The following is a 14,350-nucleotide window of genomic DNA, read 5'->3' as shown; positions in this document are numbered from 1 at the left end:
ATGAGCACAGCAATACTCGACGCTGAAAAGATCCCTGGTCAGTCATTGGACATTAAAACCGTGATCGCAGCTGATCCAAAAGCCGTTTATCAATTTCGCGCTAAGCGACTTGCAGAGCTTGCCGAAGAATCTGGATTAGCAGAATACTTTGGCCTACTTGAGCAGTTAGTTGGCGCGCAAGAAAAGGTATCGGCTCTATATGGTGAGGCGGCAAAGAGCTGCTTTGGCCCTCAGCCAAAGTTAGATCTAAGCCAAAGCCAGCCGATGGCGCAGCAGCATTTTGAGTGGGGCAATTATTGGCAGTCGGTATTGCTGGAGCTGATTAGTGAGCTTATGCCTAAAGTCAGTACAGACTTGCATGTGGTACTAAAGGAACTGGCTAAAGCCAAGGCTGATGTACTGCAAGGTTATGCCCAGTCGATGCTTGGTGGCCGCTTTGCCGAAGTCCCTGCGCAGTACAGCCTGTTTATTTGGGCGGCGCTGTCAGTGTACTGGTCACATTGGGCGGTTAATGTTGCACAGGCTTTGGCTGATAAGGCAGAGGCACATAAGCGCTTATGCCCAGTGTGTGGCAGCCACCCAGTAGGGAGCGTGATCAAGGAAGAGCCACGTGTTGGCCTGCGCTACTTACATTGTAGCTTGTGTGAAACCGAGTGGCATGAAGTGCGCGCGGAGTGTACATCATGCGGCGAAAGCAAGGGCGTGTTCTTGTGGGCTGAAACCGAAACTAATGCCGCGATTCGGGTAGAAAGCTGCGACACCTGTCAGGGTTATACCAAGATGTTCTTTACCGACATCAACCCAAGACTAGAAGTAGCAGCCGACGACTTGGCGACCTTAGTGATGGACAGCCATTTGGTTGAGCAAGGATACAGCGCAACCACGGTGAATCCGCTGCTACTTGCTCATGAGCAAGAAGTAGAGCCTCTGCTAAGTGAAGAGCTTCAGCGAGAAAATGAGCCTGAGCCTAAAGTCGGCGATATCCACTAGGTAGCTGTAACCAGCAGGTAGTAAGTAACTTTTAAGTTAATTAGTAAGCAAGAGCCGCATTTCGCTGCGGCTCTTTCATTAAATCGATTCAAAATCATTCCAACAATTAGACGAAGACCTATGACTCAAGCTATCAATTCCACTCAAGCCCTTTACCGTTGTTTACCTGCAATGGACAGCTTGCTGCTGATACCTCAAGTGATAGGTTTTATCGACCAGCAGGGTAAGCCCTGGATTAAATCCTTATTGGCACAGATGCTTCAAGATGCGCGTCAGCAAATCGCTGAGCGACAAAGCTTGCCAAGCTGGTGCTTAGATATAAGCAATATTACAACCGAGTTAGCCAGCCGAATAGCTAAAGCTCAGCGCCAAAGCATGACGCCAGTGATTAACTTAACCGGCACCATATTACATACCAATCTTGGTCGCTCGCAGATGTGTGAGGCCGCAATCGATGCGGTGACCCAAGTGATGCGTAGCCCGGTGCCGCTAGAGTTCGATATGGGACAAGGCAAACGTGGCCACCGCGATAGCGCAATCTCGGCACTTATTCACGAGCTAACCGGTGCAGACAGTTGCTGCATCGTCAATAACAACGCCGCGGCGGTTTTATTGATGCTGGCCGCCACATCTGCTGGTAAAGAGGTGATAGTTTCCCGTGGTGAGCTGGTGGAAATTGGCGGCGCGTTTCGGATCCCCGATATTATGGCGCAGGCCGGCTGCAAGCTGGTGGAAGTGGGCTGCACTAATCGTACTCACCTTAAAGATTACGCCGCCGCGATAACTGAAAACACTGCGGCAATTATGAAGGTGCACACCAGTAATTATCATATTAGTGGTTTTACTAAGGTCACCGAAGAGGCTGAGCTTGCGGCTCTATGTAAAGAAAAAGGCATCGCGCTTATTTCAGACCTTGGTAGCGGTGCACTGACGGATCTGTCGCGCTTTGGTTTATCAAAAGAGCCAATGCCGCAGCAGATGCTTAGCGATGGCGTAAATCTAGTAAGTTTTTCTGGCGATAAACTGCTGGGCGGACCGCAAGCAGGTTTAGTGGTTGGTGATGCGGAGCTGATTGCTAAGCTACAAGCGCATCCACTAAAGCGGGCACTGCGCTGCGATAAAATGACGCTAGCGGCGCTTGAAGCCACCTTAATGCAGTACCGTAATCCACAAACGCTAGATAGCCAATTACCCATTTTTAGAAAACTATCCCGTCCTTTGGTTGAACTTGAACGGCTTGCACAAACACTGCAGCAGCAATTAGCCGATAGCGTCAATAGCAGCCTATTTGATGTAACAATTCAAGCTTGCCAAACCCAAGTGGGTAGCGGCTCACAACCTGATGTGCTGCTTGATTCTGTCGCGCTGTGTTTTGCTGTTAATACAAACTCGACCAAGCAGAGTCACTCGCCAAGCGTGTTGCAATTAGATAAGCATTTTAAAGCCGCAAGTTTACCGATTATTGGCCGCATTACCGCTAATCAGTTGTGGTTAGATTTGCGTGGCACTGACAGTGACAGCCTGCTAATCGAGGTACTGACAACAAGCCTACTTAGCTTTCATAGAGAGATTGGTTTTGAGGAGAAAACCGTGGAGGCCGCATCATGATTATTGTTACCGCAGGTCATGTGGATCACGGCAAGACTAGCCTTATTCAAGCACTAACAGGTACCGATGCCGACCGTTTACCGGAAGAAAAGCAGCGCGGCATGACTATCGAGCTGGGTTACGCCTTTATGGATTTAGCCGATGGCGATCGCCTAGCCTTTGTCGATGTGCCCGGCCACAGCAAGTTTATTAATACCATGCTCGCCGGAGTGAGCTGCGCCAAACATGCATTATTGATTATCGCCTGTGATGACGGGGTGATGCCGCAAACTCATGAACATTTAGCCATCTTGCAGCTACTTAATCTGGAGCACTTAATTGTGGTGTTAACTAAGCAAGATAAAGTCGATGCAGTCAGGGTCGATGAAGTTAAAGAGCAAGTGAGTGAGCTATTGGCGCAGCACCAAAGGCAAAGCCAAATCTTTGTGGTGTCGGCGCAAACAGGCCTTGGTATCGACGGATTAAAGCAGGCGATTACAGAACTTGCGCAGTCGCAGATTCAAGCGTTAAGTAAGAACGCTGAGCAAGCTAGTTTTCGTATGGCAATCGACAGAGCTTTTAGCGTAAAAGGGGCGGGTCTTGTGGTCACTGGTACTGTGATCAGCGGCCAAGTCAGCCAAGGGCAAAACCTGTATTTATCGGGTCAACGTAAACCGGTAAAAGTCAGAACGCTGCATAGCCAAGGTCGAGCAAGTGATAACGCCCATCATTGTCAGCGGGTGGCACTCAATATTACTGGCGTTGATGCGCATCGCGGTGCTGTTCGCGGCGACTGGCTAACCGCTCTGGAATCTGCAACTGAAGTGCCAAAAGTGATTTGTGGTGTATTTGAATCTGTATTGCCATTTAAGCATTGGCAAAGTGTGCAAGTGCATCTTGGTAATCGTCATACTACGGCGCGTTTAGGCTTACTGCAAAATCTAGCAGATGGTAGCGCCTTGGTTGAGCTGCAATGTGAACAGCCATTGGGCTGTGTCGAGCAAGACAGAATTATCGTGCGTGATGCCGCGGCGAAAACCACACTGGGTGCGCTGCGAGTATTAGATATTAACCCGCCAACCCGAGCTAAGCGCAGCATTGAGCGCTTAGTTTACTTAGAACAACTTAAGCAATGTAAATCGCTTCGCGCTAGCTTACAGGTGCAAATAAACCATCACTGCGTGTCAAAGTCTGCTTTTATGTGGGCCAATCAGTTAACTGAACAAACTCCCTGTTTGGCTGATGATACTGTTATTAGCCTCGATGGTTATCTGTTATCAAGCGCATTGCAGCAGCAGATTGAAGCGCAATTACTGGCTCTTATCGCCGATTATCATCAGCAATCACCAGAGCTGTTGGGGTTGAGCATTAATCGGCTGCAGCGCATGACTCACAATCATTTTCCACTGCCAGTGCTTTTGAAGCTCACCGATGGTCTTAGAGAGCAAAAGCAGCTGCAAAGTACCCGCGGTTTATTGCACCTTCCAAGACATAGTCTTGCGCTATCGGATGCTGAGCAGCAGCTGTGGTCACAGATAAAGCAGCAAATGCTTAGCGCTAATGGCCCGTTATGGTCGTCAGACTTAGCTCAAGCGCTAAACCTTGAGCTGACTGCCGTGCGCGCCTTGTGCCGTAAGCTTATTCAGTTGGGGTATCTATCGGCGATTATTAAAGACCGCTTTATGCTCACCGAAAGCCTGTATTTCTATGCCGATGTGATCCGCAAACAGATCGATGTGACGGGTGAGATAAAGACAGCAGATTTTAATTCGATTATTAAATTAGGCCGTAAAGCGAGTATTCAGTTATTGGAATTTTATGACCGCAGTGGATTAACGTGGCGTAAGAAGAAAGACAATTCGAGAGTGATACGAGACAGCAGTATTTTTATCGCAAGTGATTTGGCGGAAGAACATAGGAGTTGAACCTACCCGGGACTGCTGGCAGCCCCACCTGGATTTGAAATCCAGACGTTTCACCGGAAACGACGTTCTTCCGTATCACTTGCGGCGAATAATAGGTAATTGCATTTGGCTAAACAATAGCGGCTAGCGGCAAACTTTATTAACTGTGAGTACAAATACTATTTATCGGTAATAGCCGTGAAGAGTGGGACATTATTTACCAAATAGTTAAAACATGGCTCAGCCAGAATCAGTGTTTTTATAAATGATATTAATCGACTTATATGTTTAGTAAATGTGAGTCCTATTTACATCTATCCATTTGGCAATATTAAACGTGCTTAGTGGGACCTTATTTAATAGAAGAAATGGAATAGCTTTATGACGGAACTTGTATGTGGCGTAAATAATATTACTGAGCAAGCTGCAGTGACGTGTTTTCGTAATGATAGAGAGCAGTCATTAATAGAAACGGTGGCGAAAGAGGTCAGGGTCGCACTGATTTATAATGGTATTTCTCATGTGGTGATGATGGCTTGCCCAACAGCATTAAAAGAGTTTGCCATTGGTTTTAGCTTGTCTGAATCGATTATTGAAAGCGTACAAGATATCCGTTCGATTGAGATTGAAACCATCGCCACAGGGGTGCTGGTGCATATTGAGGTTTCGCAGCGCTGTTTTATGCAGCTCAAGCAACATCGCCGCAGTCTTGCTGGGCGCACAGGCTGTGGCCTTTGCGGTATCGAGCAGATAGAGCAAACGGTGAAGCCGATTGTAAAGGTCACAGACACTGCAAGATTCGATTTAAATAGTTTGAAGTTGGCCTTATCTAACCTACATAAGCATCAAAATGCATTTAATTTGACCGGAGCCACACATGCTGCTGCCATGTTGTCGGCAGAAGGTGATATTATGTGCTGCTTCGAAGATGTGGGGCGTCATGTCGCACTAGATAAATTAATTGGTCATATCAGTATCGATAAGCAGACTCGTCATTCGGCGTTGTTATTAACCAGTCGAGCCAGTTTTGAAATGGTGCAAAAAGCAGCTATTTCAAATATTAGTATTATATTTGCAATTTCTTCAGCAACTTCGTTAGCTATTGATATCGCAAACAGATCGAATATTACCTTGGTTGGGTTTTGCCGTGAAAATCGGGTGACAATATATACCCATCCTGAAAGGTTGTATTTATGTAATGAAACACTCACTAATGTTGAAAATAATAATTTGGCAGTGATCTAGCTAAGTTTTTAATTTCAACTATTAGGGGGTGCTTTAAGTGTTTCATGTGAGTTGGTAAGTTTTAAATATGTGGTTAACCTTTAAAAATCAGTTTTTTATTAAATTCTGGTCGCCTTTTGCTGCCGTTATTGCGGCGGGAATATTGTCGACTTATTTCTTTGGTCTTACAGGCTCGCTTTGGGCGGTAACCGGCGAGTTTACCCGCTGGGGTGGCCATGTATTGCAGTGGTTCGGCGCTGAGCCGGAGTCATGGCAGTACTTTAAAATAATCGGCCTTAATGGCACACCGCTGGACCGTGTTGGTGGCGTGATGATTATTGGTATGTTTGGCGGCTGTATGGCGGCTGTGCTGTGGGCAAACAACCTAAAGCTGCGTATGCCAAGCTCGAAAAAGCGTATTGCACAGGCATTGATTGGCGGCATGATTGCCGGCTTCGGTGCGCGTCTTGCTATGGGCTGTAACTTGGCGGCTTTCTTTACCGGTATTCCGCAGTTTACCTTGCATGCGTGGATCTTTGCTTTCGCTGCCGCTGCAGGTACTTATATCGGCGCGAAGATCACCTTGTTACCGTTTTTCCGCTCTACAGCCACGCTAAAAGCGGGTGGCCTGAAGAAAATTGCCAAGCCAAATCCAAATCAAGTACAAAACCGTTTCCGCTTAGGTTGGCTAGTATTTGCGGCCATGATTGGCTTGTCGCTGTATGTGATGCAAAGCTCGACTAAGCTTGGTATTGCCATGTTTATGGGCATGATGTTTGGTCTATTGATTGAGCGTGCGCAGATCTGCTTTACCTCAGCATTTCGAGATATGTGGATCACCGGCCGTACTCATATGGCTAAGGCGATTATCTTAGGTATGGCTGTCAGCGTTATCGGCATTTATAGCTATGTGCAGCTAGGCATGACACCTAAAACCCTTTGGGCTGGCCCTAATGCGGTGATTGGCGGCTTACTGTTTGGTATCGGTATCGTTATCGCTGGCGGCTGTGAAACTGGCTGGATGTACCGCGCATTAGAAGGCCAAGTGCACTTTTGGTGGGTTGGCTTAGGTAATATCATTGGCGCAACCATATTGGCTTATTACTGGGATGCAATTGCTGAGCCTATGGCGACCAGTTGGGACAAGATAAACCTGCTTGATGTGTTTGGACCGCTTGGTGGAGTGGCCGTGACGTATCTATTGCTGGGCTTATCTTTTGTGCTGATTCTAATGTGGGAACAGCGATTCTTTAACAAGCAGAAAAGCCAGCAAGAAGCGGTGACTGCAAAGCTTGCAGCGCTAGCGGCTAATAAAGAGCTAGCGACTAATAAAGAGTTAGCCGCTAATAAATAATTAGCGGCTAGCACACAAGCTTAAAGAACCCGTCTCAAATTAAACAATGATTTATGTGTTTTATATTCGGCTCAATTAACCTGAGCCGATTTTTTGCTGAGGAGCAGTTTATGCCAGCATCTATCGTACCCGATTACAATTTAGAGATTTACGGTGAGCCTTGTCCATACCCAGCGGTTGCCACGCTTGAAGCGATGCAGTCACTGAAAGCGGGTGAAGTATTGGAAGTGATTACTGACTGCTCGCAGTCGATTAATAACATTCCTAATGATGCCAAGAACCATGGCTATGAAGTATTAGACATCAGCCAGCAGGGCGTGATGTTGCGTTATCTTTTGAAGAAGTAATTTAAGAAGAAGCTGAAGAATTAAGTTAAAAGTTAAGCCCAAATGATGCAGCTATCATCAAGAGCAGCACGGCTATGAAGTATTAGATATTAGCCTGCAGGGCGTGATGTTACGTTATTTAATTAAGAAATAGCTGAAGAAACAAGCATGAAAAAGGCACTCAATGAGTGCCTTTTTGCTGACTCGCGATTGGCGAGTCAGTAGCAGTAAAGATTACTGTGGAGCTTTTATTGTGGAAGCTCTGCGTTGTGGTAAACGTTCTGAACGTCATCACAATCTTCAAGCGCAGCAAGGAATTTCTCGAACTGCTCAATCTCTTCAGCGTCAGTCAATGCTGTCATTGTTTGTGGTAAGAAAGTGATTTCTTCCATAACGTAGTCAGTGTCTTCTGGAAGCTCAGCTGCTAAAGCAGTTTTCACTTTGAAGAATTCAGTGTGCGGTGCGTAAACGCTGATCATGCCATCTTCTAGTTCAACGTCAGATACATCAACGTCAGCCATCATAAGCATTTCTAGAATGGCATCTTCGTCATCGCCAGCGAATACGAATACTGCCTGGTGATCGAACATGTGGCCAACAGTACCTGGGCCGCCTAGCTTGGCATCGTTTTTAACGAATGCTTGGCGAACTTCAGTGAAAGTACGCTTAACGTTATCGGTAAGACAGTCGGCAATAACCATGCAGCCGCCAGGACCAAAACCTTCGTAACGTGCTGTTTCGTAGTCTTCACCACCACCGCCACGCGCTTTTTCAATTGCACGTTCAATAACGTGTGCTGGTACTTGGTCTTTCTTTGCTTTGGCAATCATGGTGCGAAGTGCAAGGTTGCCTTCTGGATCGAAACCACCGTTCTTGGCGCAAACGTACAACTCTTTCCCGTAACGAGAATAAATTCTAGTTTTTTGCCCAGCCGTTTTCGCCATGGATTCTTTCTTGTTTTGGTATGCTCTACCCATCTTGATCTTTCTCACTAAGCCTAAAAAATTGCCAGCAATGTTAGCAGCTTTATCGAAATAAATCAGGTACAGGCCTTTAAAAATGCTAAACGCGGCGATTAATTTTGTTTTATAGCAGCAACTAAAGCCTTTAATCCCAGAGAGCGGAGCCGTTAGCTTGCTGTTTAAGCTTGTAATTGAAAAGACTCAATGAGTACGTCGATGGTTTTTTTGATAAGTAACGGCGGGGTACGGCCAAAATCATGCACAGCATAAACGCTGTTTAACGGGCATTGGTGAGAGGGGATAAGCTCAATGAGAGATGGCTGCTGCTTAAATACAAAATCAGGTAGTAACGCCACACCTAAGCCTGCTTTTGCTAATGACAGTACCGCAGACGAAGTATCGGCAAAGCGATTAGCACTAAAGCTTAGCGTGAGTGCTGAGCCTGGTTTATTGGCTTTGGCTTGTAATTGGTGCTGGATACTTTGCCCCTGCCAAGAGTTAGCTATGTAGTCTAACTCTTGCCATTGCTCGGCGGCTATCTGCTGTTGATACTGAGTGATAAAAGTGGGGCTGGCACACAGTACATCGCGAAACTCGCCGACTTTACGCTGCATTAAACTGCTCGATGTTAACTTACCGACACGCACGGCAAGATCGATATCTTGTCCAAGCAGATCGATACGGCGATCTTGCACCTGAATGCTCGGTCTAATCATAAGATTACCTTGGCATAGCTTGCCAATCGTAGGCGCAATAAAGCTGTCGACTAAAGCGTGGGGCGAGCTGATTTTTATTGGCCCAGCTAGCTTGTCGGCGCTTTCTCTAGCTTGCTGCCAAGCTAGATTAGATATACTGGCTAATTCACCGCAGCGTTGGTAAAAGTCCTTACCAGCGGGAGTCAGTTGTTGCTTGCGAGTTGTTCTATGTAATAGTTGCACCCCCACAGCTAGTTCTAAGGACTTTAAATGATGGCTGACTACAGATTTAGACAGACTGAGCTTATCAGCAGCAGCGCTTATCGAGCCGTTATCGACGATTTGTTTAAATATGGCCATATGCCGTAGATGATCCATATTTCTTTCCTCTTCTCTTAGCTTCTCTGGATCAGTCTAAGCGATTTTCTATTGTTCTATTTAATTGAACTATGATTGCTGTTTTCGCTAGGTTATCAAGGCTAATAATCACTGTAAACTGGTGACATAAATTGATAGTTAAATATAGGTACACACTATGTCACAGCAATTACTCGATGCCGTAAAGCTAGCTAGCGCCACTTGGATGCAAGGCTTTAATACTCAAAATGCAGCACAGTGCGCTGCACAATACACCGCAGATGCGCCTATGTTAGCGCGTCCTTTTGGAGAATTTGTTGGTACTGAAGCGATTCAAGCTTTCTGGCAAAACCTAATTGATCAAGGTTATGCGGATGTTGAATACACTAACCCTGAGTTTAAAGTGCTCGATGAAAAGTCAGTGTTACTGACCACTGCCTGGAAAATGAATAAAGCCCATGGCGTAGTCCACAAAGAGATTTGGGTACTGCAAGATGATGGCACAGCTAAGCTTGTGGATGATGAGTTTGAGGTTTTAGGCTAGGCGGTATACCTGTTGTTATAACCGCAAGCAAATATTGATATAAGTTCAAGTAAACTATCTTGCTTGAACTTATATCAGTCAGTATAAAAATTTAGTTTACACTCTATTATTTCAGTATTTTATCAGTTGCGTACCTACCGTTTTTTTACCGCATGCCACTCGCTTAATTTTTCATTAAATCGTAATTTCTCCAATCTACATGTTAATCCTTTACCTTTGGCTTTTTGTGTCTTTAGGTATTGTTTTTAAATGATATTTTAAATTGTAGCTTTGCGGTAAAGATTAATTGAAGATTAAGTTGTTTATGCATTGTGTATGTTTGTTTATTTATGTGAACCATACCTCTTAATAAGTATGTTGTTGGGGAATCAATCACAAAATTAAGCTGTTACTGCTAATAAGGTATTTACGGGGGAGTAAAAGATCACGACTTAATTATAGTTTGGGAGTGATGATGAGAAAATTTAATAGATGCAAAGCGGCGCTAATTGTCGCCGCAGCTTTTGGGCTAGCAGCCTGTAGCGACGGTAAAGATGGTAGCGACGGTGAAGATGGTACTAGCCCATTACCGCCGATAGTCGAGGCTACAGAGATCACCAATGTCGAAGTGCTAAGTCATACTCTTGAAGAGGGCGCTGTGCGCTTCGAATTTGAAGTGACTAACGAAGAAGGCTTGTTAGTTAGCGGACTTGAAAAGGTGAGTGCAGAAGTTGCAGCACTAACCGATAAAGGTATTGCTCGCAGTCGCCCTGATTTTGAAGGGACGATTGTTGGTGGTAGTGCCTCGGATGAAACTGAAGGCGCAAGCCTAACGATGACTGAAGATGGTCGTTATGAGTTCTTAGCGCCAATGCCGGCAGTTAATTCGGGTACTGAAGGTATCATTCGTATTGCTGTGGGTGGCAGCGAAAAAATCGCTAAGTCTGCTTACATTGTTGTTGATAAATCTGAAGGTTTACACACTACTTCAACGGCAACCTGTCATGGTTGTCATGTCGATTACGCTGCATCTAATCTAAAACACCCAAGTTACACCGCAATTAACACCGATGGTGAGACCGACTTAGTAGCGGGTTGTATGGTATGCCACGGTAACGTGGTTCGTGATGACGGTGGCTATGCGCGCAATTCAATGCAGAAGATTGGTCATATCAATCACCAAAAGTTTGAAAAAGACTTCGATGCCGCCAACTGTTATACCTGTCATGCAGAGCCTATTACCAAGGTAAACAGCATGAGTACCTGTACCGATTGTCATGACGCTGCTGGCGTTGGCACAACAGCTATTTCCATGACTTACAGTGGCTTTAGCGAGTCAGATGATGTGCGTCTATTCCATAAGAAAGTGGGTGAAAAAGCGACAGTGCGCGATGAACATTCATCTACAGTATCAGCGCCTTACATGAGCGCCGATGCGGGTTATTGTACTGATATTGCATTGTTTAAAGGTGAAGACCAGCTAAACCTTGAAAGCTTATTAGCTGACGGAACGCTTTCTTATCTTGGCGCATATCTACATGGTTATGACAACGGATCCATTGTGGGACGTGCAGCTCGTACCTCGACGACTACATTTGATGCTAACGGTACCGCTGCTGTGTGTTTCGCTAGTTTAGACGCAACATTCCCAGAGTTAATGGCAAGCTCGCGCATTACTTTTAACTTTGGTGAAGATGCGAGTTATGAAGGCGTAACCTTACATGGCTACTCTGACATGATGTCAGGCACGCTATATGAGCGCCGCCATAGCGTAACAGTCGATAGCTGTAGCACTTGTCACAACAACGAAACCAACTACCACAAGAATGGTAGTTATGCCGATGGTGGTTTAGGTTGTGTGGCGTGTCATAACAATGGCCAAGACCGTAACTCTAAGGGCTCTGCACCAGGCTTTGGTCCTATGGTCCACAGTATGCACTGGGGCGTAGGTAGTTCTGCTGTAACGGGTGAGCCAAACTCGGCGACTAAGCTTAATGCTGAAAACTGTGTGGCGTGTCATGCCGAAGGTATCGACTTAAATGCGGTTCCTAACCAGTACATGTTGTCTAAAGCCTTTAACGGCGGACAATCAGGAGTGGCATCAAGCCCAGTAACAGCGAACTGTTTTGCGTGTCACGATAGTGACCAAGCGCTTAACCACATGAAGTCTAACGGTGGCGAAATCAATACTCCGGTTGACCATACTGGCGATTGGTTCAGCCAAGGCACTTCTGAGTCGTGTGCAACCTGTCACGCAGAAGGTCGTTCATACGGTATTGAAAATTACCACGTGTTTGACCGTAAAGAATAAAAAGTAACGGCTAGCTTCTCCCTGCAAATAGCTAGCCCATCACTTTTTTGGGGCTCTTTTATAGAGCCCTTTTTTAATAGCTTAGCCAACATCCCCTAATTAACAAACTCCTATCAGTAAACTGTCATTCACTAGAGGTTCCTTAGATTGAGCTCGGGGTTTGAGGCATTCATTAGTCATGGATATTTCTGTTTTTGTTTCTGCTTTTATTAAACTTAAATGTTAGACTGCGGCTCTACTAAGTTGTTTTGGAGAGCTTGCTAATGCTTTGGAAATCGTTGTCTTTTTCTGAGCTTTCATTGAATGAGCTATATGATTTACTCAAGCTCAGAGTCGATGTTTTTGTTGTTGAGCAAAACTGCCCTTATCCGGAGCTCGACGATAAAGACCGCCAGAGCCAAACTCAGCACCTTCTTGGACTCAATGAACAAGGTGTGATCCAGGCTTATGCGAGAGTGCTGGCACCTGGAGTTAGTTATCCAGATGCGAGCATTGGTCGTGTGATTGTTGCACAGGCGGCGCGAGGCGCTGGAGTGGCTAATACCTTGATGCAAAAAGCGATAGCCATATCGAGCAAGAAGTGGCCTGAAAATAATATTCAGCTAGGCGGGCAAGAGCATTTAAAAGATTTTTATCAGCAGCTAGGCTTTAAAGCCGTATCTGAGATGTACCTGGAAGATGGGATCCCGCATGTGGATATGCTGCTAACTTTGGAAAAGTAGTGCTAGAAAAGATCGATTGAAAATAAAAAAGCGCACCGAAGTGCGCTTTTTTAATGTCTTTACCCATCCTAAATAACGTTGGCCTAAGCTCGTAGTTTGACGTCAGGCTTATAGTCGACCTCACCATTTCTGCTGATCACCGCAAGTGTTTTATTTTGCATAATAAACGCTAGGGGGCCTGAAGGCTGATGGCGTACGAATAGTAATCGAAAGCCGAATTTATGCAGATCGTAAAGAGCAATTTTTTGCTCGGCGCTCATCGCGTCCCAGTGAACGTCATGATGGAGCGGAGCCTTTCGCTTCTCTTTAGATTTTAATGCAATAAGCATGCTTTTCTCTCTATAAGGTAGCGTGTCTGTACCTGTGATAATTAAGTATACAACGGCACACTAATATAACTAGTTTTCCATCAAAAAATGATAGGGCTGTGCAATAAATCTTTATTTTTAGTGAGAAAAATGTTCAACTTTTTTTAGTGCGTCCTACTAATGTATTAAGAGGTGGTTGTGCTCAACTATATTGAACCTGTATTTCGTCCTCCATCGGAGTGGAAATCTCTGATCCTCCAGGTGACCAACGGCTGTAGCTGGAATCAATGCAGTTTTTGTGACATGTATACTCAGCCGCAGAAGCGTTTTCGAGCGCAAAAAACTGACAAAATAGAACAAGACCTTATTGCTGTAGCAGGCTCTCAAGCTCATATCTCACGAGTGTTTTTAGCTGATGGTGACGCAATGACTTTGCCGTTTGCGCGCTTAGAAGAAATTTGCTTATTAATTAAAGAGTATTTGCCGCATGTGACTCGAATTAGCAGCTATTGCCTGCCTCGAAATATCAATAATAAAACACCCGAGCAGCTGCAGCGTTTAAGAGATCTTGGGTTAAGTCTGCTGTATATCGGCTGTGAAAGTGGTGACGATGAGGTGCTGGCGCGGATCAAAAAAGGTGAGACTTTCGAGTCCTCTTTGGCAGCGCTGCAAAAAATTAAAACCGCAGGGATTAAAGCCTCTGTGATGATTTTAAATGGTTTAGGCGGGGTTGAGCTATCGAAACAGCATGCTGAAAACTCGGCAAAATTAATGAATGCTGCGCAGCCTGAATACTTGTCTACATTAGTGGTGACATTGCCTCTAGGTACTGAGCGTATGGACGCTGCCTTTGATGGTCAATTTAAGTTGCCAAATCAAGCTCAACTGTTCGAAGAGATGCATACTCTGCTAAGTAAGCTAGAGCTTGATAAAACCGTGTTTCGCTCGGATCATGCGTCTAATTACTTAGTGCTAAAAGGTGTGTTAGGTAAAGATAAGCAAGCACTTATGGCGCAGGTGGAGGCGGCAATGCATAGCCCTGAGCGTATAGGCTTGAGGCAAGAATGGCAAAGAGGGCTTTAAATTG

Annotated in this window: 13 protein-coding genes and 1 tRNA gene; 10 read left to right on the top strand and 4 right to left on the bottom strand. The window is 45.4% G+C overall.

Going from position 1 to position 14,350, the window contains the following annotated elements; translation table 11 throughout:
* The 3 genes from fdhE (at position 1) to selB (ending at position 4,502) form a co-directional block, all read left to right on the top strand.
* The gene (fdhE, locus tag K5Q73_RS14465; RefSeq protein ID WP_220763502.1) at positions 1–990 is read left to right on the top strand and encodes a formate dehydrogenase accessory protein FdhE; all 990 of its coding nucleotides are present in this window, start codon (positions 1–3) and stop codon (positions 988–990) included.
* A gap of 120 nt (positions 991–1,110) precedes the next feature.
* Positions 1,111–2,598 (top strand): L-seryl-tRNA(Sec) selenium transferase, encoded by a 1,488-nt coding sequence (gene selA / locus K5Q73_RS14460; RefSeq protein ID WP_220763500.1) that lies wholly within the window; start codon positions 1,111–1,113, stop codon positions 2,596–2,598.
* Complete coding sequence (gene selB / locus K5Q73_RS14455; protein WP_220763498.1) at positions 2,595–4,502, top strand: selenocysteine-specific translation elongation factor; 1,908 nt, start codon at positions 2,595–2,597, stop codon at positions 4,500–4,502. Before selA ends, selB begins: the two co-directional genes overlap by 4 nt.
* Here selB and K5Q73_RS14450 read toward each other — a convergent pair.
* Positions 4,480–4,574 (bottom strand) — tRNA-Sec (locus K5Q73_RS14450). The two genes, selB and K5Q73_RS14450, sit on opposite strands and share 23 nt — an antisense overlap.
* Positions 4,575–4,862: 288 nt before the next feature.
* On the opposite strand from K5Q73_RS14450, the gene fdhD reads away from it, so the two are divergent.
* From fdhD to yedF, 3 genes are all read left to right on the top strand, one after another.
* The gene (gene fdhD, locus K5Q73_RS14445) at positions 4,863–5,726 is read left to right on the top strand and encodes a formate dehydrogenase accessory sulfurtransferase FdhD (protein WP_220763496.1); all 864 of its coding nucleotides are present in this window, start codon (positions 4,863–4,865) and stop codon (positions 5,724–5,726) included.
* Between the two features lie 67 nt (positions 5,727–5,793).
* Entirely contained in the window at positions 5,794–7,059 is a 1,266-nt protein-coding gene (gene yedE, locus K5Q73_RS14440) for a selenium metabolism membrane protein YedE/FdhT (protein WP_220763488.1), read from the top strand.
* A 110-nt stretch (positions 7,060–7,169) separates the two neighbouring features.
* Positions 7,170–7,406, top strand: coding sequence for a sulfurtransferase-like selenium metabolism protein YedF (gene yedF, locus K5Q73_RS14435; protein ID WP_012153712.1), 237 nt, complete (start codon positions 7,170–7,172; stop codon positions 7,404–7,406).
* A gap of 227 nt (positions 7,407–7,633) precedes the next feature.
* Here yedF and K5Q73_RS14430 read toward each other — a convergent pair whose 3' ends face one another.
* Together K5Q73_RS14430 and K5Q73_RS14425 are read right to left on the bottom strand one after the other, a co-directional pair.
* The gene (locus tag K5Q73_RS14430) at positions 7,634–8,362 is read right to left on the bottom strand and encodes a YebC/PmpR family DNA-binding transcriptional regulator (RefSeq protein WP_220763486.1); all 729 of its coding nucleotides are present in this window, start codon (positions 8,360–8,362) and stop codon (positions 7,634–7,636) included.
* A gap of 164 nt (positions 8,363–8,526) precedes the next feature.
* Positions 8,527–9,420: a LysR family transcriptional regulator gene (locus K5Q73_RS14425; RefSeq protein ID WP_220763484.1), complete on the bottom strand. Its 894-nt coding sequence runs from the start codon at positions 9,418–9,420 to the stop codon at positions 8,527–8,529.
* 157 nt (positions 9,421–9,577) lie between these two features.
* Between K5Q73_RS14425 and K5Q73_RS14420 the strand changes: the two genes are divergently transcribed.
* The 3 genes from K5Q73_RS14420 to K5Q73_RS14410 all read left to right on the top strand — a co-directional run bounded on the left by K5Q73_RS14420 (position 9,578) and on the right by K5Q73_RS14410 (position 12,955).
* Positions 9,578–9,943, top strand: coding sequence for a nuclear transport factor 2 family protein (locus K5Q73_RS14420; RefSeq protein WP_220763482.1), 366 nt, complete (start codon positions 9,578–9,580; stop codon positions 9,941–9,943).
* A 454-nt stretch (positions 9,944–10,397) separates the two neighbouring features.
* On the top strand, positions 10,398–12,233 hold the full coding sequence (locus tag K5Q73_RS14415; RefSeq protein ID WP_220763480.1) for a hypothetical protein: 1,836 nt from the start codon (positions 10,398–10,400) through the stop codon (positions 12,231–12,233).
* Positions 12,234–12,496: 263 nt separating this feature from the next.
* On the top strand, positions 12,497–12,955 hold the full coding sequence (locus K5Q73_RS14410) for a GNAT family N-acetyltransferase (RefSeq protein WP_220763471.1): 459 nt from the start codon (positions 12,497–12,499) through the stop codon (positions 12,953–12,955).
* Between the two features lie 83 nt (positions 12,956–13,038).
* On the opposite strand, the gene K5Q73_RS14405 is transcribed toward K5Q73_RS14410, so the two are convergent.
* Positions 13,039–13,284, bottom strand: a complete 246-nt coding sequence (locus tag K5Q73_RS14405; RefSeq protein WP_220763469.1) for a hypothetical protein — start codon at positions 13,282–13,284, stop codon at positions 13,039–13,041.
* A gap of 177 nt (positions 13,285–13,461) precedes the next feature.
* Between K5Q73_RS14405 and K5Q73_RS14400 the strand changes: the two genes are divergently transcribed.
* Positions 13,462–14,346, top strand: a complete 885-nt coding sequence (locus K5Q73_RS14400) for a radical SAM protein (RefSeq protein ID WP_220763467.1) — start codon at positions 13,462–13,464, stop codon at positions 14,344–14,346.
* Positions 14,347–14,350 lie beyond the last annotated feature (4 nt).

Origin of the sequence: Shewanella sp. MBTL60-112-B2 (genome assembly GCF_019655055.1) — a bacterium.
GTDB lineage: Bacteria > Pseudomonadota > Gammaproteobacteria > Enterobacterales > Shewanellaceae > Shewanella.
This window is presented reverse-complemented; position numbering and strand designations above follow the sequence as displayed.